Consider the following 22,044-nt stretch of genomic DNA (forward strand, 5'->3'; position numbering starts at 1 on the left):
TTGGTCCGCTCGGGTACCACGATAGGACTCAGCTCTTGAGCTCGTCGACGATCCGGGCCAACGCGTCGATCTCGATCGGTCCCGGCTGGTAGAGACAGATCCGCTCGGACACCCCCGCCACCCGGCCGCGGATGTGCGCGGCCACCTCGGTCGGCGTGCCGCACGCCGCGATCGTGTGCAGCACCTCGTCGTCGATCAGCGAGCCCATCTCCTGCCAGCGGCCCTGCTTGGACAGCGCATGCAGGTCCGGCTGCAGATCGCCCCAGCCGTGCACCTCGAGCACCGGGCGGTACGCCGGGGTCGACCCGTAGAACGCCAGCAGTCTGCGGGCGGCGGCGTGGTCGGGGTTGTCGTCGCCGAGGACCGACACGATGATCTCGGGCACCACGGCGAACTCGTCGAGTTTGCGGCCAGCGGCCGACAGTCCCTCACGCACGGCCGGCAGCGTGGCCTCCTCGAGGTACCGCCGCGACCCGAACGGCATCACCAGCAGACCGTCGGCGACCTCGGCGGTGGCCCTGGTCAGCCGTGGTCCCAGCGCGCCGACGTAGATGGGCGGTGGTCCAAAGGGGTTGGCGCGCGGGGTGAATGTCGGCGTCATCAAGGTGTGCCGGTAGAACTCCCCGCGGAAGTCCAGCCGCTCCCCCGTCGACCAGGTCTGGAAGATCGCGCGCAGCGCCGCGACCAGTTCGGTCATCCGGGCAACCGGACGGTCGAAGTCGGCGCCGAACCGCTTCTCGATCTGAGTACGGATCTGGGTGCCGAGGCCGAGCGTGAACCGGCCCTCGCTGAGCAACTGGTGATCGATGGCCTGGTGGGCGAGATGGATCGGGTTGCGCGGAAACGCGATCGCCACGTTCGTCATCAACTGCAGGCCGCCGACCGTCGAGGCGAGCGTCAGCGGCGCGAACACGTCGTGCGGCCCCTCGAAGGTGAACACGCCCGCCGCCCCGGCCTCGCGCAGTGCCTGCGCCCGGTCGATCGCGTCCGTCGGGCCGAACAACGCCGTCATGACCTCCACGGCGTGAGAGCCTAGTCCGATGACCATGCCAGCCGAGGCGGATGTCGTCGTGGTGGGCGCGGGTTTCGCCGGATTGTCGGCCGCCCGCGAGTTGACACGGCTCGGGCGCGAGGTGGTGGTGCTCGAGGGTCGCGACCGCGTCGGCGGCCGCTCGTCGACCACCACGATCGCCGGCATCCCGGTGGACCTGGGCGCGACGTTCGTCGGGCCCACCCAGGACGCGGTCACCGCCCTGGCCGCGGAGCTCGGTTGTCCGACGGTACGCACCCACAGTCGCGGCAAGAACCTCATCCGCTGGCGCGGCAAGGTCCGGTCCTATCGGAGCACGGTCCCGCGGCTGTCGATCATCGAACTGGTCGACGTGTCGCGGATCCAGTGGCGATTCGAGCGGTTGTGCCGGCAGGTGAAGGTGGCCGAGCCGTGGGCGTCGCCCGCGGCGCACCACCTCGACGAACAGACCCTCGAGAGCTGGCTGCGCTCAGTGCACGCCAGCGCGTCGACCCGCGACCTGATGGCCATCATGGCGCGGGTGACGTGGGGCTGCGAGCCCGACGAGGTGTCGATGCTGCACGCCGTGCGCTACGTCAAGGCCGCGGGCGGGATCGGGCGGATGCTCGACGTCGAGGGCGGCGCACAACAGGAGCGGTTCCCGGCGGGGACGCAGGAGATCGCGCTGCGGATGGCCGAACAGCTGGGCGCCCGCGTCCTGCTGAGCACGCCGGTGCTACGCATCGACCGCCACGACGACGGCACGGTCAGCGTGCACGCCGGGTCCGGCGCCTCGACGACGGCGAAGGCGGTCGTCGTCGCTGTCGCGCCCGCGCACCGGGACGCCATCACCTTCGAGCCGGCCCTGCCCGAGGGGTATCGCGAGTTGGCCGCGCACTGGCCGCAGGGCCGGTTGAGCAAGGCGTACGCCGCCTACGAGACGCCGTTCTGGCGGGCCGGCGGCTGTTCGGGCGAGGCGCTGTCCGACGAGGGCCCGGTGTTCATCACCTTCGACGTCAGTCCCGGCGACGGGCCAGACGCGGACGGCCCCGGCATCCTGCTGGGCTTCACCGATGCCCGCACCTTCGACGCCCTGCCGCCGCAGGATCGCCGCCAGGAGGCGCTGGACGGTTTCGCGGCACTCTTCGGCGAACCGGCGCTGTCGCCGATCGACTACGTCGACCACTGTTGGGGCGCCGAGGATTTCGCGCCCGGCGGGCCCACCGCTGCCGTGCCGCCGGGGTCGTGGACCGCCTACGGTCCCACGCTGCGCCTGCCGGTCGGGCCGATCCACTGGGCAGGCACCGAGACCGCCGACGAGTGGACCGGCTTCCTCGACGGCGCGGTGCGGTCGGGACTGCGCGCGGCGGCCGAGGTACACGCCGCCCTCGGCTAGGAGGTGGCGCGGCGGTCGGCCGCCGAGGACTCCAACAGCTCGCGCAGGTGGCGGTTGACCTCTTCGGGGCGCTCGAGGATCGCGCAGTGCCCGCCGCTCAGTTCGACGAACGCCGCGAGGTTGGGGGCGTGCTCGGCGATGCGCCGCGACGATGTGATGGGCAGCAGCCGGTCCTTCGCGCTGCCGATGACCAGGGTGGGCACCGTCAGGTTCTGCAGACCGATGTGATCCCGGCCCATCGCGTCGACGAGGATGCGAGCCCAGCCGCCCCGGCCCGCGGGCGGGGTGTTCACGAACAGTTCGTAGATGAAGTCGGCGACCGACGGGTCGGCGTCCCGCCCGACCGCGAGCGTCGAGACGAAACGCCGGCTCGACCGTTCCGCGGCGCGCAGCGCCGGGACCGCACCGAAGGTCTTGAGCAGCGTGCCGCCCGCACGGACCCGCGCCGCCGACAACCGCTCCGGCACCGGCAGGAACTTCACGTCGCGCAGCAGATCGCCGGTCGTGGTGTTGATCAACGCCGCGCCGCGGACACGTTGCGTCACCCGCTGCGGATACCGCTCCGCCCATGACGTGATGGCGATGCCCCCCATCGAGTGGCCGGCGACGACGGCCCGCTCGTCGGCGGACACGGTGGCGGCAAGCACGACGTCGAGGTCGGCGGCCAGATAATCCAGGCTGTAGTTGCCTCGCCGCGCGGGCACACCGCTGCGGCCGTGCCCGCGGTGGTCGAACGCGATCACGCGGTAGTCGCGGGCCAGGTCGGCGATCTGGTACGCCCACACTGGTATGGCGCAGGTGATGCCGTGAGCCAGCACGATCGGCGGCGCGTCGTTCGGGCCGAACACCTCGGTGTGGATGCGGACACCGTCGATCGACCGGACCGGCACGATGCGGCCGGTCGGGAGCGATCTCGCGGCGGCGAATCCTCCACTGCCCCTGCGGTCACGCCGTGCCATGGTTCGCTCCGATCGCCGCCGGCAACGCTGCCGGAACTGCCAGATTAACTCCCGGTGACCAGAACCGGCTTGACGACCCGGCCGGATTTCGCCGCCGCCCAGCCGTCGCCGAAGTCGTCGAACCGGTACCGCGTCACCACCTTCTCCAGCGGGAGCTCACCGCTCCGGACGAGGCCGGCCAGCCGCGGGATGAACGTGTGCGGCTCGCTGTCGCCCTCGACGACGCCGCGCACGGTCAGGCCGCTGCCCATGATCAGCCCGACGGGCAGCGCCGCGGTCGGCGCGCCGAGACCCACGATGGCCAGCGTTCCGCGTGCCCGCAGCGCCGTCAGCGCCCCGGCCAGCACGTCGGGGATCGCGGTGGTGTCCACCGCGGCGTGCGCACCGCCGCCGGTCAGCTCGACGATCTGAGCGGTGGCATCCGCGGACGTGGGGTCGACGGTGGCCGTCGCGCCCAACTCCGCGGCGAGGTCGCGGCGCCCGGCCACCGGGTCCACCGCCACGATCACGCCGCACCCGGCGATCCTGGCGCCCATCACCGCCGACAACCCGACCGCACCGACGCCGTAGACCACGATGGTGTCCCCGCGCTGCGGCGCGATGGTGTTGAGCACGGTGCCCACGCCGGTCTGCACGCTGCAGCCCAGTGGTGCGGCCAGCGCGGGGTCCAGGTCGTCGTCGACCGGCACGGTGTTGCGGCCGGAGGCCAGGGCGTAGGTGGCCAGACTCGACTGGCCGAAGAAGCCGCCGGTGATCGCCTCGTCGCCCAGGTGCAGCGCGTCGCGTCCGCCGCGCATGTTGAGGTCGGTGGAGCGCCTGCAGTACGCCGGACGGCCCTCGACGCAGTTCGGGCACTCGCCGCAACTGGCGAAGGTCAGCACCACCCGGCGGCCGACGGCCACACCGGCGGCGGGCCCGGCCGCCTCGACGGTGCCCGCCCCCTCATGGCCGAAGACCATCGGCAGCCGCCGCTGCGGCCAGCGGGCCGCCACACTGATGTCGGTGTGGCAGATGCCGACGGCGTCGATGCGCACCAGCACCTCGTCCCCGACGGGCGGGCGGATCCGGATCCCGGTCAATTCCGGGTCGGCCCCGGCGTCGAGCAGCACCGCGGCACGGGCATCGATCACCCGGGAAGGTTAAATGTTCTTCGTCGACGACAGGAAGGCGGCCATGCGCGCGATCCAGATAGCCCGGCTCGACGGTCCGCAGGCGGCGGAGGTCGTCGACATCGACGAACCCGGTGCCGACGGCGCGGTCCTCATCGACGTGCATGCCGCCGGGGTGGCGTTTCCCGACGCGCTCCTCAGCCGCGGCCGCTACCAGTACAAGCCCGACCTGCCCTTCGTTCCCGGCGCGGAGATCGCCGGGGTGGTGCGCAGCGCACCGGCCGATTCCGGTGTCGCCGCGGGCGACCGGGTGGCGGGCCTGACCATGCTGTCCGGCGGGATGGCCCAGGTGGTGGCGCTGCCCCCGGAGCGGGTGTTCACCCTGCCCGACAACGTGTCCTTCGAGGCCGGCGCCGGCCTGCTGTTCAACGACCTGACCGTGCACTTCGCCCTGCGCACCCGGGGTCGCCTCGCCGAGGGCGAAACCGTGCTGGTGCACGGCGCCGCAGGCGGCATCGGCACCTCGACGCTGCGGCTGGCGCCGGCGTTGGGCGCGTCCCGCACGATCGCGGTGGTGAGCACCGAGGACAAGGCCGACATCGCCCGCGCGGCCGGGGCGTCGGACGTCGTCCTCGCCGATGGCTTCAAGGACGCGGTCAAAGAGCTCACCGGAGGCCGCGGCGTGGACGTGGTGGTCGATCCGGTCGGCGGCGACCGGTTCACCGACTCCCTGCGCTCGCTGGGGGTGGGCGGCCGGCTGCTGGTGGTCGGCTTCACCGGCGGCGACATCCCGACGGTGAAGGTGAACCGCCTGCTGCTCAACAACGTCGATGTGGTCGGCGCGGGCTGGGGCGCATGGACGTTCTCCCACCCGGACTACATCCGGCAGCAGTGGGCCGAACTGGAGCCGCTGCTGGCGTCGGGCGAGGTCTCCGCGCCTGCACCGGAGGTCTACCCGCTCGAGCGGGCCGCCGACGCCATCGCCGCGCTGGAGAACCGGACCGCGAGGGGCAAGGTCGTCGTCGCGCTGCGCTGAGCGGGCACCGACCTCGCGGGAAAGCCTCGCTCGCTGAACGCCCGCCATACACTCGGAGCACAGCGGCAGTCTGCTCAACGAGGAGCGTAGAACCATGACCCTGATCGACGCGGAGCCGACGGCCCGCACCAGCTTCGATGACGACGTCGAGGCCACCCAGCGGTATTTCGACAGCCCCCGGTTCGAGGGCATCATCCGGCTCTACACGGCGCGGCAGGTGGTCGAACAGCGCGGCACCATCCCGGCCGACTATCCGGTGGCCCGGGAGGCCGCCGCCGCCTTCTACCCGCGGCTGCGCGAACTGTTCTCCGAACACAAGAGCATCACCACCTTCGGCCCCTACTCGCCGGGGCAGGCCGTGACGATGAAGCGGATCGGCATCGAAGGCATCTACCTCGGCGGGTGGGCGACCTCGGCGAAGGGGTCACTGAGTGAGGATCCCGGACCAGACCTGGCGAGCTACCCGCTCAGCCAGGTGCCCGACGAGGCCGCCGGCCTGGTGCGCGCCCTGCTCACCGCCGACCGCAATCAGCAGTACCTGCGCCTGCGAATGAGCGAGGAACAGCGCGCGACGACGCCGGCGGTCGACTACCGGCCGTTCATCATCGCCGACGCCGACACCGGGCACGGCGGTGATCCGCACGTGCGCAACCTGATTCGCCGCTTCGTCGAGTCCGGTGTGCCCGGCTACCACATCGAGGATCAGCGTCCCGGCACCAAGAAGTGCGGCCACCAGGGCGGCAAGGTGCTGGTGCCCTCGGACGAACAGATCAAGCGCCTCAACGCCGCCCGCTTCCAGCTCGACATCATGGGCGTGCCCGGCATCATCGTGGCGCGCACCGACGCCGAGGCGGCCAACCTGATCGACAGCCGCGCCGACGAGCGTGACCAGCCGTTCCTGCTCGGGGTCACCAACGTGAACGTGCCCCCGTACAAGGCGTGCTTCCTCGCGATGATGCGCCACTTCTACGACAGCGGCGTGAAGGAGATCAACGGCCACCTGCTGTACGCCATCGCCGACGGAGAGTATGCGGCTGCGCACGCGTGGCTCGACCGCCAGGGCATCCTCGCCGCGATCGATCAGGCCGCCGCGGATTGGACGGACGGCGACCCCGCCAACGAGAAGCTCTACGACGCCATCGAGTCGAAGCTTGTCGACGCCTGGCAGGTCGATGCCGGCGTGATGACCTACGGCGAGGCGGTCGCCGAGCTCATCCAGTTCCGGGAAGGCGAGGATGACGGGCTGGACATGTCCGTCGCCGACTGGCGCGCATTCGCCGAGCGGGCCTCGCTCTACACGGCCACCGAGAAGGCCCGCGAACTCGGCCTCGTCGCGACGTGGGACCCCGAGCTGGCCAAGACGCCCGAAGGCTACTACCAGATCCGCGGCGGCATCCCCTACGCGATTGCGAAATCGCTTGCCGCGGCGCCCTTCGCCGACATCCTGTGGATGGAGACCAAGACCGCCGACCTCGCCGATGCCAAGAAGTTCGCGGAGGCGATCCACGCCCAGTTCCCCGACAAGATGCTGGCCTACAACCTGTCACCCTCGTTCAACTGGGACACCACCGGCATGAGCGACGACGAGATGCGGGTGTTCCCTGAGGAACTCGGCAAGATGGGGTTCGTCTTCAACTTCATGACCTACGGCGGCCATCAGATCGACGGCGTCGCCGCCGAGGAGTTCGCCACCGCACTCCGCCAGGACGGCATGCTGTCGCTCGCCCGCCTGCAGCGCAAGCTGCGGCTGGTGGAGTCGCCGTACCGTACGCCGCAGACGCTGGTAGGCGGCCCGCGCAGCGACGCCGCGCTCGCCGCCTCCTCGGGCCGCACGGCGACCACGAAGTCGATGGGTGAAGGCTCCACGCAGAGTCAGCATCTGGTGCAGACCGAGGTGCCGAAGAAGCTGCTCGAGGAATGGCTCGCGCTGTGGGGCGAGCACTACAAGCTCGACGAGACCCTGCGCGTCAAACTTCGGCCCCGCCGCGCCGGCGGAGAGGTGCTCGAGCTCGGCATCTACGGCGACGGTGAGGACAAGCTCGCCGACGTGCTCGTCGACCCCATCAAGGATCGGCACGGACGTAGCATCCTGACCATCCGCGACCAGAACACCTACGCCGAGAAGCTGCGGCAGAAGCGCCTGATGACGCTCATCCACCTGTGGCTGGTGCACCGGTTCAAGGCCGACGCCTTCTACTACGTGACGCCGACCGAGGACAACGTGTACCAGACGGAGAAGATGAAGTCGCACGGCATCTTCAGCGACGTGCACGAGGACGTCGGCGAGATCATCGTCGCCGAGGTGAATCACCCGCGCATCGACGAGCTGCTGGCGTCCGACCGCGAGGCACTGCAGCGGCTGATCCGCAAGGAGGACTAGTCCGGCCCCGGTTCAGTCAGCTTCGCAGCCGCGGCCCGGCGAGACGCCGGCATGGATTCCCCCGATGAGCCGGGGAATGAAAGTGCGGCGCCGCTGAGTTGTCCGTGGCAGCGGAGACTGCCGAGGGCGAGGAGGAACAGGTGACGTCAACGCCGCCCGCCCTCGAGAACCTGCAGTTCCTCGCCGTCGACCAGGACGACCCCCTCGCCTCACCGCTGCTCGACGAGCTCAGCGCGGAGTACTTCGGCCGGTACGGCGACGCCCTCGACGCCGAGTACCGCGACCTGCGTGCCTACCCCGCGGCCGAGTTCGCGCCGCCGAACGGCCTGCTCATCGTGGCCGTCGCCGGCGGCGTCGCGGTAGCCGGTGGCGCCTACCGGCGGTTCGACCCATCGACGGCGGAGCTCAAGCGGATCTGGACGGCGTCGACTCACCGTCGGCGCGGTCTGAGCAAGCTCGTGGTGGCGGAGCTGGAACGGCTCGCGACACAGCGCGGATACGCCCGCGTCTACCTCACCACTGGACCGCGACAACCCGAGGCGGTCGCGCTCTACCTCTCGATGGGGTACCGCCCGCTCTACGACGTGTCCCAACCCGCCGACGTCATCGGCATTCATCAGTTCGAGAAGCTGCTGCTCCCGGGACCGCAGCAAATAGGAGTTCTGTCATGACCACCACCACAAGCGCGTCGTTCCGGACTGAGTGGAACGACTGGCACGCCGAACGCGAACACTACTACCGCGATCCGCTCGGCTGGGTGAGCATCACCGGGTTGCACTGGCTCACTGAGGATTTCGAGACCGTGGCCGATCTGCCAGGTCGTTGGCGCGCCGACGCCGACGCAGTGTACGTCGACGGCATCGACGGCACCGAGCGGCTGGAGCCCGTCGAGGGCGCGCCGGGACTGCTGGTCGACGACGGCGACCGGCGCATCGAGGTCATCCGTCGGACCGGATCGGTGGCGCTGCGGGTACACGATCCGCGGTCGCCGCACCTGGCGGAATTCTCCGGGATCCCCGCCTACGAGCCGGACGAACGCTGGCGCGTGACGGGAACCTTCACGCCGTTCCCACATCCGGAGACGGTGACGACGGGCGCGGTGGTGGCGGGACTCGAGCATCATCACTCGGCCGTTGGCACCATTGATTTCGACATCGCCGGGACCGCAGCGCGTTTGATCGCATTCGCCCGCCCGGACGGGTCGCTGCACCTGCTGTTCACCGACGCCACCAGCGGAGTGACCACCTACCCGGGCGCGCGGGCGCTGGCGGTGGCGGCACCGGACGATGCGGGGCAGGTGGTGCTCGACTTCAACCGGGCGGCAAATCTGCCGTGCTCGTTCACCGACTTCGCGACGTGCCCGGTGGCACCGCCGGAAAACAGACTGGCTGTCGCGGTCGAGGCCGGCGAGAAAGACCCGCGGCCCTAGAGGTCAGCCCGGAGCGCTCGATCGCTGGGTTGGCAGCGAAAAAACCTGTGTCACAGTGGTTTCTGCTGTCACACGGCCGGGGAATTCTGTCGGACCCTCGTACTAGTGTTCGAGGCATGGACAGGGAGCAGGTGGTGGCAGCGTTGGAGGCGTGGGATGCCGCGCGTGCCGCGTTCGCCGCCCTGCCCCTCGACAATCTCTCCGCCGCGGACCTTCACGCGGTGTATGAGCACCGCGTACGCGCGCACCGCCAGGACGCGGGCCTCGACCACACGGTGCTGGCCCAACTGAAGCAGCAGTTCCGTCCCGAGGTGTACGGCAACACCAGCCTGCGTGATGTGTTGGCCCAGCGGCTGCATCTGGACACTGCCGATGTGTCGCGACGCCTTGCCGCGGCTGAGACGTTGGGGCCGCGGTGGACGTTCACGGGGGAACGCCTCGACCCGCAGTGGGAGCACACCGCCGCCGCGTTGTGTTCGGGCGCAATCGATCCCGCGCACGTCGAGGTGATCCGTAAATGCCTCAAGAAGATGCCCGGCTGGGTGGACGCGACGACCCGGGCCGATGCCGAACGCGACCTCGCCAGCTGGGCTCAACGGATGCCGCCGCAGGATCTCGAGGTGGCCGCGGACTACCTGCTCAACGCGATCGACCCCGACGGCGCCGAACCCGATCACGATGAGCAGCAGCACCGCCGCAACCTGGTCATCGGTGAGCAACAGCCCAACGGCATGACGCCGATCAAAGGTGACCTCGACCCGGAGACCGCTGCGCTGTTGGACGTGATCATCGCCAAGTACGGCTCCCCTGGTCAGAATCTGCCTGAGGACCCGGGTGCCGGGGAGACAGTCCCGCGGGAGGTCTTCGGGATCGCTGACCCGCGTACCCGCCGGCAGCGCCAACATGACGCGCTGAAGACCGCGTTGCGTGACGTCGCCGCCTCAGGAACGCTGGGTCAGGTCAACGGGGTGCCGGCCACCATCGTGGCCACCATCACCGTCAAGGATCTCGAGTCCCGGGTGGGGTACGCCGATACCGCGAGCGGCCGCAAGCTTCCGATCCGGGATCTGATCGGCCTGGCCGGGCAGTCGCAGCATTATCTGGCGGTGTTCGACGACCACACCGAGGAAGTCCTGTACTTCGGGCGGGCGCGGCGGTGTGCGTCGACGGCGCAGCGGTTGGCGTTGTTCGCCCGCGACAAGGGTTGCACCCGACCCGGCTGTGCCCGCCCGGCGTTCGACTGCCAGGTCCATCACGCTCAACAGGACTGGCGCGAAGGCGGTTTGACGAACACCACCGACATGGCGCTGGCCTGCGCACCGGACAATCACCTCATCGAGAACACCGACTGGACCACCCGCCGGCGTCACGGCCGCACCGAATGGATTCCCCCACCCACCCTCGACACCGGCCAAACCCGCGTCAACAACCACCACCACCCCCGCCGCTACCTCAAAGACCACTCTGACGACAATGGCGAGGCGGACTAGCTGAAATCACTGCCCAGTCGGGTCACACCTCCATCCGCGACCCGACGAGTACCGTGCGATCCCACGGCAATCGGAAGTAGCCCGCGGCATCGGCGGTGATGAGGGACGTGGCGATGAACAGCCGCTTGCGCCACGGCGCCATCGTGGGCTCGTCGCCCGCCGACAGGTCGAGCTTCGACAGGAAGTAAGACGCCCTGTCCAGGTCGATGCGCCCCTCCGTCTGCGACGGATCCAGTAATCGCAGCGCGGCGGGCACGTCGGGTCGTTCCATGTACCCGTACCTTGCCGTGACATGGAGGATTCCGTCGTCGGCGTGCCCGAGGTCGTTGATCACCATGCGGTCGCTGTCCGAGACCCTGGGCACCGGTTGGGTTTCGAGTGCCAGCACCACGACATGTTGGTGCAGGACATGGTTGTGCTCGACGTTCGCACGCAACGCCAGTGGAGCGCTGTCGTCGCCGCGGTTGAGGAACACGGCGGTTCCCGGGATGCGCGACAGCGGCGGTTGCTGATCGGCACACTGGTCGACGAAGTCGCGCAACGGCCCTTCGATCTCGGCTCGCTTCTCGGTGACCAGTCGACGTCCGCGTTGCCAGGTGGTCATCACTGTGAACGCGGCGAAAGCGATGAGCAGCGGCAGCCACGAACCGTGCAACAGCTTCGTCAGATTGGCTGCCAGGAAGAGGAAGTCGACCGTGAGCAGCACTCCGCCACCGATGAGCACCAGCCACAGCGGCACCTTCCACCGCGAGTGTGCGTAGTAGAGGAACAGTGTTGTGACGATGGTGATCGTGCCCGTGACCGCCATGCCGAAGGCGTACGCCAGCGCCGACGAACTCCGGAAGGCGAACACCAGGGTCAGCACCGCCACGAGCAGCAGCGTGTTGATGAAAGGCACGTATACCTGACCGATCACCGACGCGGACGTGTGCGCGATACGCAACCGCGGCAGGTATCCCAGTTGCATCGCCTGCGACGCGACCGAGAACGCGCCGGTGATCACGGCCTGGGAGGCGATGACCGTCGCCATGGTCGCCAGCAACACCAGGGGAAGCAGCGCCCAGGACGGCGTCAGCAGGAAGAACGGTGCACGCACCGCTTCGGGGTCACCTAGCAGCAGCGCACCCTGACCGAGATAGTTCAGAGTGCATGCAGGCAACACGACACCCAGCCAGCCGATGGTGATCGCGCGGCGGCCGAAGTGCCCCATGTCGGCGTAAAGGGCTTCGGCGCCGGTGACGGCCAGGACGATGGCGGCCAGCGAGAAGAAGGCGATGTGGAAGTGGCCCACCAGGAATTCGACCGCATACGTCGGCGACAGCGCCTTCAGGATCTGCGGATGGGTGGCGATGCCGCGGACGCCGCACGCGCCGATCACCGTGAACCACACGATCATCACCGGACCGAAGAACCGGCCGATCGCGGCCGCCCCCCGACTCTGTACGGCGAACAGGCCGATGATGATCACAGCGGTGATCGGCACCACGAAGTCCTCGAAGTCCGGTGTGAGGACCTTGAGACCCTCCACCGCGGACAGCACCGAGATTGCGGGGGTGATCATGCTGTCGCCGAAAAACAGTGAGGCGCCGAATATCCCGAGTGCCGCCAGCATCAGGGCGGTGCGCTTGCCCTGACGCTGGCCCCATTTCCGGAGCAGCGTGATCAGCGCCATGATGCCGCCCTCACCGTGGTTGTCGGCGCGCATCACCAGCGTGATGTAGGTGAGGGTGACGATGAGCATGACCGACCAGAAGATCGTCGAGACGACGCCGTAGACGTTGGTGTCGTCCAGCGGGACCGGATGCGGATCGGTCGGGTCGAAAACCGTCTGCAGCGTGTAGATGGGGCTGGTGCCGATGTCTCCGAACACCACACCCAGTGCGGTCAGCACCACGACCGGTCGCGCCGACGGGCAGTGGGCCGCGTCGTCCTCCGCCACATCGGACAAGCGCTGCGCCATCGTGCGACCCCCTCTGCAGCCCGGCAGCGGCCGCCGGCGAACCCGTCCCGACATTATGTGCGGCGACGGGCGTCCCCCGCCCGTGAACCGAAGGACGGGCCTGGCGGGATGACCCTCGACGTCGAACGTGTGTTCTAATGGCTCGGACCGCGAGCCTGCGCACTGCGGGTGATGACTAGAAGGAGTTCGCCGTGACGTTGACCGTAGACACTCTGGCAGAAGATGCGTTGCCGGCAGCGTCGGACACTCCCGAGGTCCTGGTCGCTGCTGAGACTCCTGCCGGGAAGCCCGAGAAGGCGCCGGCCAAGAAGGCGACGAGGAAATCCAAGACGCTCGAGCTCACCCTCACCGTCACCGGTACCGCCGACGGCGAATGGAGCGCGGAACTCAAGCGGGGCAGCAGCTACCTGGTGCGTGACCTCGCCGTCGCGGCTGCCGCGGTCTCTCGCGCCGCGAGGGAACTGCACGACGATCTCTCCGCCCCGATCGACGAGGTCATCGAGGAGGCGCGTACCCAGCAGGCTGCCAGGGTCGCCGCCCTCGAGGCCGAACTCGAGGCCGCCCGAAAGGTTCTCGCCGACCTGGACTGAGGTGTCGCGGCACCTGCCGGTCGTGATGCAATCGAGTCGGACGCCGGAAGCGCGGCTGTTCTCGTCATACAGGACGCGGCAGTCGCACAGGGATGGAGGACGATGTGGAGACCTGGGATGCGCTGCGTGCCCGACGCAACGTCAGGACCTACCGGCCGGACCCGGTGCCCGAGGAGGCGCTGCGGCGCATCGCCGAGGCCGGGTGGCGGTCACCGTCGGCGAGGAATCGTCAGCCGTGGGAGTTCGTGGTCGTCACCGACCCTGCGACGCTGCAGGAGTTGTCGACGGTGTGGCAGGGTGCGGGTCACATCGCGTCGGCGCCCGCGGCCATCGCGCTCGTCGCTCCGGTGCCGCCGGAGGAGCGTCGCAAGACCCTCGACCAGTACGACCTCGGGCAGGCGACGATGGCGATGATGCTCGCGGCGACCGATCTCGGCATCGGCACCGGACATTCCTCGGTCGGCGATCAAGAGAAAGCCCGCGCCATCCTGGGTGTGCCCGAGGATCGCATCGTCGCGTATCTGCTCGGCATCGGATATCCCGCCGACCGCCCGCTGGCGCCGATCACCACGCCGGACCGCCGCCCCTTCGACGACGTCGTCCGCCACGGCCGCTGGTGACATGCCGGTAGGGAGCCCTTACGCTCCTGCGTACGGACTCAGCCAGAAGTCTCCGCATTCATGGTTGAATTCGGATAGAACCGCCGCAGATGCGGTGACCTGAATCCGACCAGTGGGTGACGCCGTGCCGGCAATGAAGATCAAGGACGCCGCGGTGATCCTCGGCGTCAGCGACGACACCGTCCGCCGCTGGATCGACAGCGGCAGCCTCGCGGCGCACAAGGACGAAGCGGGCCGCAAGGTCATCGACGGCAAGATCCTGGCCGAATTCGCCCGCGAACACGCCACGCCGCCACCGGACCCACTCGGCGTCGGCAGTTCGGCCCGCAACCGGTTCGTCGGACTCGTCACCAAGGTGACCGCCGACCAGGTGATGTCCGAGGTGCAGATGCAGTGCGGGGCGTTCACAGTGGTCTCCTTGATGAGCACCGAGTCGGCCCGACAGCTCGGCCTCGAACCCGGCGTGCTCGCCGTCGCGGTGGTCAAGGCCACCAACGTGATCGTCGAGACTCCCGGCGGTGCCTCGTGAGGTCGATCGTCGGCGCCGCCGCGACCCTGGCCATTGCGGCGCTCGTCGCGGCATGTTCGTCGTCGTCGACCGACTCGTCCTCCACCAGCGACGGCGCAGGCGCGCCGATCACCGTCTTCGCCGCGGCATCGTTGAAGGCGACATTCACCGAGCTCGGCGCACGGTTCGAACAGGACAATCCTGGCGCCACAGTCACATTCAATTTCGCCGGCTCCTCCGACCTGGTCACCCAACTGACGCAGGGCGCGCCCGCCGACGTCTTCGCCTCCGCCGACGTGAACAACATGACCAAAGCGGTCGACGCAGGCCTGGTGGCCGGTGAACCGGTCAACTTCGCCACCAACACCCTGACCATCGTCACACAACCCGGGAATCCCCTGCAGATCAAGACATTCGCCGATCTGGCGAAGCGGGGGACGCAAGTGGTGGTGTGCGCACCGCAGGTGCCCTGCGGCTCGGCCACCGAGAAGGTAGAGCGGGCCACCGGCGTCACCCTGACACCGGCGAGCGAGGAGTCCGCCGTGACCGACGTACTCGGCAAGGTCACCTCCGGCCAGGCCGACGCGGGTCTGGTGTACGTCACCGATGCCGTCGGCGCGCGCGACGACGTCACCGCGATCCCGTTTCCCGAAGCCGGCGACGCACTGAACACCTATCCGATCACCGTCCTCGAAGACTCACCGAATCCGGTTGCGGCACGGGCGTTCGTCGACCTCGTCACGGGCCCGGTGGGCCAGGAAGCCCTGGCGGCAGCGGGCTTCGCCGCACCGTGACCACCCCGCGGCGGACGAGCGGGCTGATCCAGGTCGGCCTGCCGGCCTGGGTCTACCTCCCCGCCGCGGCGGGAGCGCTCTTCGTCATCGTGCCGCTGGTGGCCATCCTGCTGCAGATCGACTGGGCCCACTTCATTCCGCTCATCACGTCGGAATCCTCACGTGCCGCACTCCTGCTGAGCCTGCAGACCGCGATGGCGAGCACCGCCGTGTGCGTGCTGCTCGGCATTCCGATGGCGCTCGTCCTGGCCCGCGGCAACTTCCCGGGACAATCCGTGCTGCGCGCGCTGGTGCTGCTTCCGCTCGTGCTGCCACCCGTGGTGGGCGGCATCGCGCTGTTGTACACGTTCGGTAGGCAGGGGCTGCTCGGCCACCAACTCGACCTGCTGGGCATCCGGATCGCCTTCTCCACCTCCGCGGTGGTGCTCGCCCAGTCGTTCGTCTCACTGCCTTTCCTGGTCGTCAGCCTCGAGGGTGCGCTGCGTTCAGCGGGAACGGGCTATGAACACATCGCCGCCACGCTCGGCGCCCGGCCCACCACGGTGCTGCGGACCGTGACGATGCCGCTCGTGCTGCCCGGGCTGGTGTCGGGTGCCGTGCTCGCCTTCGCGCGTTCGCTCGGCGAGTTCGGCGCCACGCTCACCTTCGCCGGCTCGCTGCAGGGCGTGACCCGGACCCTGCCACTGGAGATCTACCTGCAGCGCGAAACCGACGCCGACGCCGCCGTCGCGCTGTCGCTGCTGCTCATCGTCGTCGCCGCGGTGATCGTCATCGCCTCAGCGGGCCGCCGACTGACGGGCCGGCTGTGAGCAGCGTGCGCGTGGATGCGCGCCTGACACGACGCGGCGTCGACCTCGACCTGGACCTCGACGACGGCGAGGTGCTGGCGGTGCTCGGCCCCAACGGCGTCGGCAAGTCCACCCTGCTGCTGATGATCGCAGGCCTGCTGCGGCCCGACGACGGACGGATCGAGCTGGACGGCACCGTCGTCACCGACACCCGCACAGGCACTTTCGTCCCGGCTCATTCGCGCAACGTCGCGATGCTCACCCAGCAGGCACTGTTGTTCCCGCATCTGAGCGTCGAAGGCAACGTCGCCTACGGGCCGCGTTGCGGCGGGCAGTCCCGGTTGGCGGCGCGGGCCACGGCCCACCGCTGGCTCGACGCCGTCGGCGCCACCGATCTCGCCGCACGCAAACCCGCCCAGCTCTCGGGCGGGCAGGCGCAGCGCGTCGCCATCGCCCGCGCGCTGGCCGCCGAACCACGGCTACTGCTGCTCGACGAACCGCTGGCGGCGCTCGACGTCGCTGCCGCGCCGGCGTTGCGCCGACTGCTGCGCGAGATGCTGCGCGACGCAGGTCGTACCGCGATCATCGTCACCCACGACGTGCTCGACGCGTTGGCCGTCGCCGACAGGATCGTCGTCATCGAGAACGGCCGGGTGGTGGAATCCGGCCCGGCCCGTCGAGTGCTCAGCGCACCCCGCAGCGTCTTCGCGGCCAGGATCGCGGGGATGAACCTCGTCCCGGGCGTCGTCACCGAACCCGGGGTGATCCGCACATCATGGGGCGCCGCCGTGCACGGGACCGGCGACGTCGAACCGGGCGCCGGCGCCATCGCACTCTTCCGGCCCGGTGCGGTCGCCGTCCACCTCGAACCGCCGCACGGCAGCCCGCGCAACGTGATCGCCGTGAAGATCGCCGAAGTCGACATCCACGGCACCACCGTGCGGATCAGAGGCGCCGAACAACCCGACGGAAGCACCGGGCTGGCCGCCGACATCACCGCGGCCGCGGCGACCGATCTCGACGTCGAGCCCGGCAAGACGGTGCACTTCGTGGTCAAAGCACAAGAGGTGCAACTGCATCCGGCGTTACCGCGGCCCTACTCCTCGCCCAGGTAGGCCTTCAGACACCGGTCGGCCAAACCACGCGCCGTCGGGCCGTCCGCACCATTGCCGACGTGCGCGGTGTACCAGTCCCCACTCGACAGCCGCAGGAAGCGGCGGCCGTCGTCAGTGGCCAGCCACTGCTGTCCGAAGGCCGGATCGATGGACTCCCCACTGGCCAGATGCAACGTCAGGCCCAGCAGCATCGAGTCCCAGCCGATACCGACCGCGCCGGGCCCGAATTCACGCCAGTTGTCGTCGTCGGCATCGATGATGTGCTCGAGCACAACCCGAGCCCGGCCGGGGCCGTCACCGGTGACACGGACGTCGATCCAGCTGACGTTGTCGCCGTATTCCCAGGTGGCCGTGAAGTTCTCCGGAGGGTCGCAGGTGAGGATCTTGCCGCCGGCATGACCCTCGAACTGGTAGGTGCCGCCGACGGCTAGGTCGCCGGATATCGGCAGGAACCACCGCGGGATCCGTTCGATGTTCGTCACCGCGTCCCACAGGTCGGCCTGGTCGGTGTCGTAGGACTGGCTGATGGTCAGGATGCGGGCCTCCCCCGCGTCGTGCACTGTGTCACCGACGGTGCGCCGCACGGCACTGATCTGGTGATCGACGTCAATCATGATGTGTTTCCTCGTCGTTGTCGTTTACCTCGTGCGATCTCGGTCGCCAAGGCATCCAGGCGTGGAGCCCAGAATCGCCGGAACGTGTCGAGCCATTCGTCGACGTCGCGCAGCGCTGCGCCGTTCACGGCGTAGAGGCGGCGCTGGCCTTCCGGTCGTACCGTCGTGAAGCCGTTGTCCCGCAGCACTTTCAGGTGCTGCGACACCGCCGGCTGGGTGATGTGGAACTCGCCCCGGATGACCGCACCGATGTCACCCGCCGGCATCTCACCGTCGGCGAGCAGTTCGAGAATGCGGCGACGCACCGGGTCTCCGAGAACGTCGAACGCGTGCACAATCCGACGATAAAGCCGCCGCTTATATAAGTCAAGGCTGAACTAGCGCCGCGCCGACCACCTTGCCGAAGGTCGCCATACGCAATTCGCCCATGGAATGACTTTTGTACTGATTTCGTTATCAAAGTTTGTCCCACTTGTCACATGGGTAACTTCAGTAACAGCGGACGGGACATCTGCTCCGCTGTCAACGGCGAGAAAGAGTCGAATGGATCATCGCGATGAACACAATCCTCTACTTCAGCACCCGCGGCACCGTATTTGAGACCCGTGCCTACACCAGGGCCGACATCGAACGCCTCGTCCACGACCAGGGCCTGCACAGCCTGACCAGTGCCGACCGGCAATTCGACTTCTGGTTCAGTCCGTCGGCGAGCCGGTGCCAGCGCCGCGTCAACCGCAGTGCCACCGAGCTGTTCCTGGCGACCACCGATTTCACGGCCAAGACCGTCCCCCTGCTGCGGGGTTCCGTGGTCGTGGCGACTCACGACGCCGACAGTGACCTCGACGGCCTCAGCTGGGAGCAGCTGGACCTCCTTATCGACCGCAACCGCCACGTGAGCCGGCGCGACGAACGAGTGCTCGGCCGGCGGATACAGCGCGAGCTGCGTGCCGAGCGACGGACCATCGAGACGCCGCAGGTCGCCGGCGTCAGTTGCGCGAGACCGCGCACCCTCGTGCAGCGCTGACGACCTCTCGTCACGCCGTCGCGGCGCGGATGGAAAAGTGGCCACGATGAGCGCGAACAAACCCGACCTGGTGCTCCTGCACGGCGTCACCATGTCCGCCGCGGCCTGGCAGGACGTGACACCGCTGCTCGACGCCGACTTCGAGGTTCACACACCCACCGCCGCCGGCCATCGCGGAGGTCCCGCGGCACGCCGTCGCCCCGCCACCATCGCCGACACCGTCGACGCGGCGGAACGCTACCTCGACGAGCGCGGACTCGACCGCCCGCACATCGCGGGCAATTCGATGGGCGGCTGGATGGCCGTCGAACTCGCGCGCAGAGGGCGGGCGGCGAGTGTGTGCGCCCTCTCGCCGGCAGGCTTCTGGACCGTGGGTCAGCGCTCGCACTCCGCGTCGACCGCACGCGTCCGGCGCACGGTCACGATGAGCCGGATACCGCGGCCACTGTCGTCGGTCACCCTGCGGTCGGGTCTCGCGCGCCGGCTTGCGTTCCGCGACATCGCCTCTCGCGGGGACCGGCTCTCCCACGGGCAAGCCATCGCCGCGATCGAGGACGTGCTCGGCTGCGCGGTCGCGACCGACCTGCTCGGCACCCCGGAAGCCGTCGCGTCCCTCGACCCGCTGCCGTGCCCGGTGACGCTGGCATGGGGCGAACGCGACAAGGTGTTCCCCGTCGACGTCAACGGCGTGATCGCACGGGAACGCCTGCCTCAGGCGAGGTTCGTGGTGCTTCCGGGCGTGGGACACGTGCCGATGATCGACGATCCCGGCCTGGTCGCCGAAACCGTTCGGGCGAGCACAGGTTGAGGCGTTGGCACCGCAACGCAGCGTGACCCCGGAGGCACTGGGGGCATGGGTGATCAAGTGCAATCCGCACAGGACTCCCGTGGAATCCATGCGCGCGTCGGGCCACGCCCACCCGGCCTGGTGCGTGGCCGGCAACTATCGTTCGACACTCATCCGGCCGAATCAGCGCGTGCTGTTCTGGGTGTCGGCGCACCCTCAGCGAGGGATATGGGGCGCCGGCCGGGTCACCGGGGACGTGTCGGCCGAGGATGGGCAACTGCTTGTGCCGGTGCACATTCCGCTGTTCAGCCTGCCGCTCACCGTCGACGAACTGTCCGTGGTGCCCGGCCTGCGCTCGATGGAGGTGTTCCGGTCGCCACAGCAGGCGAACCCGTCCTGGGTGAGCGTGGCAGAACTGGCGCTGCTCGAACCCCTGCTGCGGGCCCGGTGACGAAAAGCTCAGACCCGCTCGAGTTTCAGCGATCCGCCCCGCCGTGACCCGAACGCACGAGTGCGTCGCCGGGCCGTAGGAAGCCGGGCTGCTGCAACGTGCGGATCGCACGCACCGTCCCCATCGGGATGACCCGCTTGAAGAAGGCGCCGGCGTCGAACGTGCCGCGAACCTCCTTCACATACGTCCTCGGCAGACCGAACCGGATGAGGCCCTGGCTGACGTCGATGAGATCGGCGCGGCGGACGGCCTCGACGAGCGGCGCGTGCGGCCGCGGTGGGCCGTACGGCCGCACCCGGTGGTGCTCGGCCACGATCACCGCCAGTTCGTCGGACCACGGTTCACGGCCGGTCCGGTGCAGCCACGCGTCCTGCGCCTCGATCGAGGGCACCAGGTAGGCCAGGGTGTCGAATGCGGCGAGGTCATGGAATGCCGCGGCGATCGCCAGCTTGTCGTCGCGGTCGTTCTCATCGGGGGTCAGCGCTCGGGCGAAGTTGATCACGCGGTAGACGTGCGCCTTGTAGGCGTCGAAGCCCTCGTCGTCACCGCGTGCGACGTGGCGGTGCGACTCGAGGATCTCCTCGGCCAGCGGGGAACTGCGGAGGATGTCCGGGGCCGTCATTGCAGTTCCTTGGCGCCGGCATCGGCCTGCCGCCGCAGCAACAGCATCGAGGTGACGCTGATGACGGCGAGCACGTCGATGTAGCCGGCCACCGACCAACTGGTATGGGTGGCCGCGAGCAGCGACGCCGTCACGAACGGAGCGAGGCCACCGCCGAACACGGTCCCCACCTGGTACCCCAGCGATGCCCCGGAGTAGCGCACCTCGGTCGGGAACAACTCCGAGTAGAGCGCCACCTGCGGCCCGAACATCATCGAGTGCCCGACGAAACACACGACGAGCGCGAACAGCAACAGCCACAGGTTGGCCGTGTCGATGAGGGCGAACATCGGCCACGCCCAGATCGCGACTCCGAGCGCTCCGATGAGGAAAAGCCGTGGCCTGCCGTACCGATCGCTGAGGTGGGCGAAGTACGGGATGAAGAACAGCGGGCAGGCGCACGCGGCGAGGATGACGCCCAGTACAGCTTCCCGGCGGAGTTCAAGTGTCTGGACGCCATAGTTCAGCATGCCGGACACGATGATGAACACGACGGCGTTCGGCAGGACGAACGCTCCGCCGGCGAGCAAGATCGTTCGCCAGTGGTCCCTCACGACGCTGACGACAGGCGCGGAGTCGGGGCGAGTCGCGGCGGCCGGGCGGACGGCACGCTCGGCCTCGAGACGGCGGAACATCGGGGTGTCCTCGATCGCGCGGTGGATGTAGAGGCCGATCCCCACCATGACGATGCCACTCAGGAAGGGAATGCGCCATCCCCACGACATCATCTGCTGGTCTGTGAAGGCAAGCGACAGAACGAAATAGCTCGACAGTCCGCCGATGAGTCCCAGTTGAGCCCCGATTTGCACGAAGCTGCCGAAGAACCCCCGACGTCCGGCAGGAGAACCCTCCGTCAGCAACAGGGACGCACCGCCCCACTGGCCGCCGAGTGCGAAGCCCTGCAGGATCCGCATGGCGACCAGAACCGCCGGTGCCGCCCAGCCGATCGCGGCCGCGGTGGGCAGCAGGCCGATGACGAACGTGCTCACGCCCATCAGGAGGTTCGACGCGACGAGAACGGGTTTGCGGCCATACCGGTCGCCGAAGTGCCCGGCGACCGCACCGCCGAGAGGACGGGCCACGAAGCCGACGGCGAAGGTCGCGAATGAGGCGAGAGTGCCTGCCGTACCGCTCAATTCCGAGAAGAACAGCGGGCCGAGAAAGATCGCCGAGGCCGTCGCGAAGACGAAGAAGTCGAAATACTCGACGGCCTGGGCGAGCACGGCGACCGTGATCACCCGCCGCGGCGGCCCGGAGCTTTCGCTGCGCGCGGCGCGAGCCGGGTCCGGATCCGCCTGCGCTGTATCGGTCATCTTCGTCAGCC

23 protein-coding genes are annotated in these 22,044 nt (G+C 68.9%); 15 read left to right on the top strand and 8 right to left on the bottom strand.

The genetic code is table 11. From position 1 onward, the window contains the following. Window positions 1-28 precede the first annotated feature (28 nt). Window positions 29-1,012, bottom strand: a complete 984-nt coding sequence (locus tag ACPCHZ_RS11195) for a TIGR03617 family F420-dependent LLM class oxidoreductase (RefSeq protein ID WP_423485349.1) — start codon at window positions 1,010-1,012, stop codon at window positions 29-31. 28 nt (window positions 1,013-1,040) lie between these two features. Here ACPCHZ_RS11195 and ACPCHZ_RS11200 point away from each other — a divergent pair, with 28 nt between their 5' ends. Next, window positions 1,041-2,405, top strand: coding sequence for a flavin monoamine oxidase family protein (locus ACPCHZ_RS11200; RefSeq protein ID WP_423484835.1), 1,365 nt, complete (start codon window positions 1,041-1,043; stop codon window positions 2,403-2,405). Here ACPCHZ_RS11200 and ACPCHZ_RS11205 read toward each other — a convergent pair. Beyond that, window positions 2,402-3,364, bottom strand: a complete 963-nt coding sequence (locus ACPCHZ_RS11205; RefSeq protein WP_423484836.1) for an alpha/beta fold hydrolase — start codon at window positions 3,362-3,364, stop codon at window positions 2,402-2,404. The two genes, ACPCHZ_RS11200 and ACPCHZ_RS11205, sit on opposite strands and share 4 nt — an antisense overlap. 44 nt (window positions 3,365-3,408) lie before the next feature. Then, complete coding sequence (locus ACPCHZ_RS11210) at window positions 3,409-4,494, bottom strand: NAD(P)-dependent alcohol dehydrogenase (protein ID WP_423484837.1); 1,086 nt, start codon at window positions 4,492-4,494, stop codon at window positions 3,409-3,411. A 43-nt stretch (window positions 4,495-4,537) separates the two neighbouring features. On the opposite strand from ACPCHZ_RS11210, the gene ACPCHZ_RS11215 reads away from it, so the two are divergent. From ACPCHZ_RS11215 to ACPCHZ_RS11235, 5 genes are all read left to right on the top strand, one after another. After that, a complete protein-coding gene (locus tag ACPCHZ_RS11215; protein WP_423485350.1) occupies window positions 4,538-5,509 on the top strand; it encodes an NADPH:quinone oxidoreductase family protein in 972 nt (323 codons plus the stop codon). 94 nt (window positions 5,510-5,603) lie between these two features. Then, entirely contained in the window at window positions 5,604-7,889 is a 2,286-nt protein-coding gene (gene aceA / locus ACPCHZ_RS11220; RefSeq protein ID WP_423484838.1) for an isocitrate lyase ICL2, read from the top strand. Between the two features lie 140 nt (window positions 7,890-8,029). Continuing rightward, window positions 8,030-8,560, top strand: a complete 531-nt coding sequence (locus ACPCHZ_RS11225; protein WP_423485351.1) for a GNAT family N-acetyltransferase — start codon at window positions 8,030-8,032, stop codon at window positions 8,558-8,560. Further along, window positions 8,557-9,318, top strand: coding sequence for a DUF1684 domain-containing protein (locus tag ACPCHZ_RS11230; RefSeq protein ID WP_423484839.1), 762 nt, complete (start codon window positions 8,557-8,559; stop codon window positions 9,316-9,318). The genes ACPCHZ_RS11225 and ACPCHZ_RS11230 overlap by 4 nt, the downstream gene beginning before the upstream one ends. A 116-nt stretch (window positions 9,319-9,434) precedes the next feature. Next, window positions 9,435-10,808 (top strand): DUF222 domain-containing protein, encoded by a 1,374-nt coding sequence (locus ACPCHZ_RS11235; protein ID WP_423484840.1) that lies wholly within the window; start codon window positions 9,435-9,437, stop codon window positions 10,806-10,808. A 22-nt stretch (window positions 10,809-10,830) separates the two neighbouring features. Here the strand turns inward: ACPCHZ_RS11235 and ACPCHZ_RS11240 are convergent, their stop codons facing one another. After that, on the bottom strand, window positions 10,831-12,768 hold the full coding sequence (locus tag ACPCHZ_RS11240) for a potassium transporter Kup (protein ID WP_423484841.1): 1,938 nt from the start codon (window positions 12,766-12,768) through the stop codon (window positions 10,831-10,833). Window positions 12,769-12,959: 191 nt separating this feature from the next. Between ACPCHZ_RS11240 and ACPCHZ_RS11245 the strand changes: the two genes are divergently transcribed. The 6 genes from ACPCHZ_RS11245 to ACPCHZ_RS11270 all read left to right on the top strand — a co-directional run bounded on the left by ACPCHZ_RS11245 (window position 12,960) and on the right by ACPCHZ_RS11270 (window position 17,183). Beyond that, window positions 12,960-13,358: a DUF6319 family protein gene (locus tag ACPCHZ_RS11245; RefSeq protein ID WP_423484842.1), complete on the top strand. Its 399-nt coding sequence runs from the start codon at window positions 12,960-12,962 to the stop codon at window positions 13,356-13,358. 104 nt (window positions 13,359-13,462) lie between these two features. After that, window positions 13,463-13,978 (top strand): nitroreductase family protein, encoded by a 516-nt coding sequence (locus tag ACPCHZ_RS11250; RefSeq protein ID WP_423484843.1) that lies wholly within the window; start codon window positions 13,463-13,465, stop codon window positions 13,976-13,978. A 133-nt stretch (window positions 13,979-14,111) separates the two neighbouring features. Further along, on the top strand, window positions 14,112-14,507 hold the full coding sequence (locus ACPCHZ_RS11255) for a TOBE domain-containing protein (protein ID WP_423485352.1): 396 nt from the start codon (window positions 14,112-14,114) through the stop codon (window positions 14,505-14,507). Continuing rightward, window positions 14,504-15,280, top strand: coding sequence for a molybdate ABC transporter substrate-binding protein (gene modA / locus ACPCHZ_RS11260; RefSeq protein WP_423484844.1), 777 nt, complete (start codon window positions 14,504-14,506; stop codon window positions 15,278-15,280). Before ACPCHZ_RS11255 ends, modA begins: the two co-directional genes overlap by 4 nt. Then, complete coding sequence (locus ACPCHZ_RS11265; RefSeq protein ID WP_423484845.1) at window positions 15,277-16,089, top strand: ABC transporter permease; 813 nt, start codon at window positions 15,277-15,279, stop codon at window positions 16,087-16,089. Before modA ends, ACPCHZ_RS11265 begins: the two co-directional genes overlap by 4 nt. Continuing rightward, complete coding sequence (locus ACPCHZ_RS11270) at window positions 16,086-17,183, top strand: sulfate/molybdate ABC transporter ATP-binding protein (RefSeq protein ID WP_423484846.1); 1,098 nt, start codon at window positions 16,086-16,088, stop codon at window positions 17,181-17,183. Before ACPCHZ_RS11265 ends, ACPCHZ_RS11270 begins: the two co-directional genes overlap by 4 nt. Here ACPCHZ_RS11270 and ACPCHZ_RS11275 read toward each other — a convergent pair. Further along, window positions 17,165-17,797 (bottom strand): SRPBCC family protein, encoded by a 633-nt coding sequence (locus tag ACPCHZ_RS11275; RefSeq protein ID WP_423484847.1) that lies wholly within the window; start codon window positions 17,795-17,797, stop codon window positions 17,165-17,167. The two genes, ACPCHZ_RS11270 and ACPCHZ_RS11275, sit on opposite strands and share 19 nt — an antisense overlap. Then, window positions 17,794-18,132 carry an ArsR/SmtB family transcription factor gene (locus tag ACPCHZ_RS11280; RefSeq protein ID WP_423484848.1) on the bottom strand — a complete coding sequence of 113 codons (339 nt, stop codon included), beginning with the start codon at window positions 18,130-18,132 and terminating at the stop codon, window positions 17,794-17,796. Before ACPCHZ_RS11280 ends, ACPCHZ_RS11275 begins: the two co-directional genes overlap by 4 nt. Window positions 18,133-18,353: 221 nt before the next feature. Between ACPCHZ_RS11280 and ACPCHZ_RS11285 the strand changes: the two genes are divergently transcribed. From ACPCHZ_RS11285 to ACPCHZ_RS11295, 3 genes are all read left to right on the top strand, one after another. Further along, window positions 18,354-18,821 carry a hypothetical protein gene (locus ACPCHZ_RS11285; RefSeq protein WP_423484849.1) on the top strand — a complete coding sequence of 156 codons (468 nt, stop codon included), beginning with the start codon at window positions 18,354-18,356 and terminating at the stop codon, window positions 18,819-18,821. A gap of 46 nt (window positions 18,822-18,867) precedes the next feature. After that, window positions 18,868-19,629 carry an alpha/beta fold hydrolase gene (locus ACPCHZ_RS11290; RefSeq protein ID WP_423484850.1) on the top strand — a complete coding sequence of 254 codons (762 nt, stop codon included), beginning with the start codon at window positions 18,868-18,870 and terminating at the stop codon, window positions 19,627-19,629. An 88-nt stretch (window positions 19,630-19,717) separates the two neighbouring features. Beyond that, window positions 19,718-20,059, top strand: a complete 342-nt coding sequence (locus ACPCHZ_RS11295) for a hypothetical protein (protein ID WP_423484851.1) — start codon at window positions 19,718-19,720, stop codon at window positions 20,057-20,059. Window positions 20,060-20,084: 25 nt separating this feature from the next. Here ACPCHZ_RS11295 and ACPCHZ_RS11300 read toward each other — a convergent pair whose 3' ends face one another. Both ACPCHZ_RS11300 and ACPCHZ_RS11305 read right to left on the bottom strand, forming a co-directional pair. Then, on the bottom strand, window positions 20,085-20,681 hold the full coding sequence (locus ACPCHZ_RS11300) for an HD domain-containing protein (RefSeq protein ID WP_423484852.1): 597 nt from the start codon (window positions 20,679-20,681) through the stop codon (window positions 20,085-20,087). Beyond that, the gene (locus tag ACPCHZ_RS11305) at window positions 20,678-22,033 is read right to left on the bottom strand and encodes an MFS transporter (RefSeq protein WP_423484853.1); all 1,356 of its coding nucleotides are present in this window, start codon (window positions 22,031-22,033) and stop codon (window positions 20,678-20,680) included. The genes ACPCHZ_RS11300 and ACPCHZ_RS11305 overlap by 4 nt, the downstream gene beginning before the upstream one ends. Between the last annotated feature and the right edge of the window lie 11 nt (window positions 22,034-22,044).

The organism is Mycobacterium sp. NPDC050041 (assembly GCF_049541695.1).
Classification (GTDB): Bacteria; Actinomycetota; Actinomycetes; order Mycobacteriales; family Mycobacteriaceae; genus Mycobacterium.

What these genes read in the sequence shown, in the direction of transcription:
- ACPCHZ_RS11215 (WP_423485350.1), top strand. Translation starts at nt 4,538, where the DNA reads ATGCGCGCGATCCAGATAGCCCGGCTCGACGGTCCGCAGGCGGCGGAG.
- ACPCHZ_RS11285 (WP_423484849.1), top strand. Translation starts at nt 18,354, where the DNA reads ATGAACACAATCCTCTACTTCAGCACCCGCGGCACCGTATTTGAGACC.
- ACPCHZ_RS11275 (WP_423484847.1), bottom strand. Translation starts at nt 17,797, where the DNA reads ATGATTGACGTCGATCACCAGATCAGTGCCGTGCGGCGCACCGTCGGT.
- ACPCHZ_RS11255 (WP_423485352.1), top strand. Translation starts at nt 14,112, where the DNA reads ATGAAGATCAAGGACGCCGCGGTGATCCTCGGCGTCAGCGACGACACC.
- ACPCHZ_RS11290 (WP_423484850.1), top strand. Translation starts at nt 18,868, where the DNA reads ATGAGCGCGAACAAACCCGACCTGGTGCTCCTGCACGGCGTCACCATG.
- ACPCHZ_RS11195 (WP_423485349.1), bottom strand. Translation starts at nt 1,012, where the DNA reads ATGACGGCGTTGTTCGGCCCGACGGACGCGATCGACCGGGCGCAGGCA.
- ACPCHZ_RS11200 (WP_423484835.1), top strand. Translation starts at nt 1,041, where the DNA reads ATGACCATGCCAGCCGAGGCGGATGTCGTCGTGGTGGGCGCGGGTTTC.
- aceA (WP_423484838.1), top strand. Translation starts at nt 5,604, where the DNA reads ATGACCCTGATCGACGCGGAGCCGACGGCCCGCACCAGCTTCGATGAC.
- ACPCHZ_RS11305 (WP_423484853.1), bottom strand. Translation starts at nt 22,033, where the DNA reads ATGACCGATACAGCGCAGGCGGATCCGGACCCGGCTCGCGCCGCGCGC.
- ACPCHZ_RS11300 (WP_423484852.1), bottom strand. Translation starts at nt 20,681, where the DNA reads ATGACGGCCCCGGACATCCTCCGCAGTTCCCCGCTGGCCGAGGAGATC.
- ACPCHZ_RS11235 (WP_423484840.1), top strand. Translation starts at nt 9,435, where the DNA reads ATGGACAGGGAGCAGGTGGTGGCAGCGTTGGAGGCGTGGGATGCCGCG.
- ACPCHZ_RS11205 (WP_423484836.1), bottom strand. Translation starts at nt 3,364, where the DNA reads ATGGCACGGCGTGACCGCAGGGGCAGTGGAGGATTCGCCGCCGCGAGA.
- ACPCHZ_RS11230 (WP_423484839.1), top strand. Translation starts at nt 8,557, where the DNA reads ATGACCACCACCACAAGCGCGTCGTTCCGGACTGAGTGGAACGACTGG.
- ACPCHZ_RS11240 (WP_423484841.1), bottom strand. Translation starts at nt 12,768, where the DNA reads ATGGCGCAGCGCTTGTCCGATGTGGCGGAGGACGACGCGGCCCACTGC.
- ACPCHZ_RS11295 (WP_423484851.1), top strand. Translation starts at nt 19,718, where the DNA reads ATGCGCGCGTCGGGCCACGCCCACCCGGCCTGGTGCGTGGCCGGCAAC.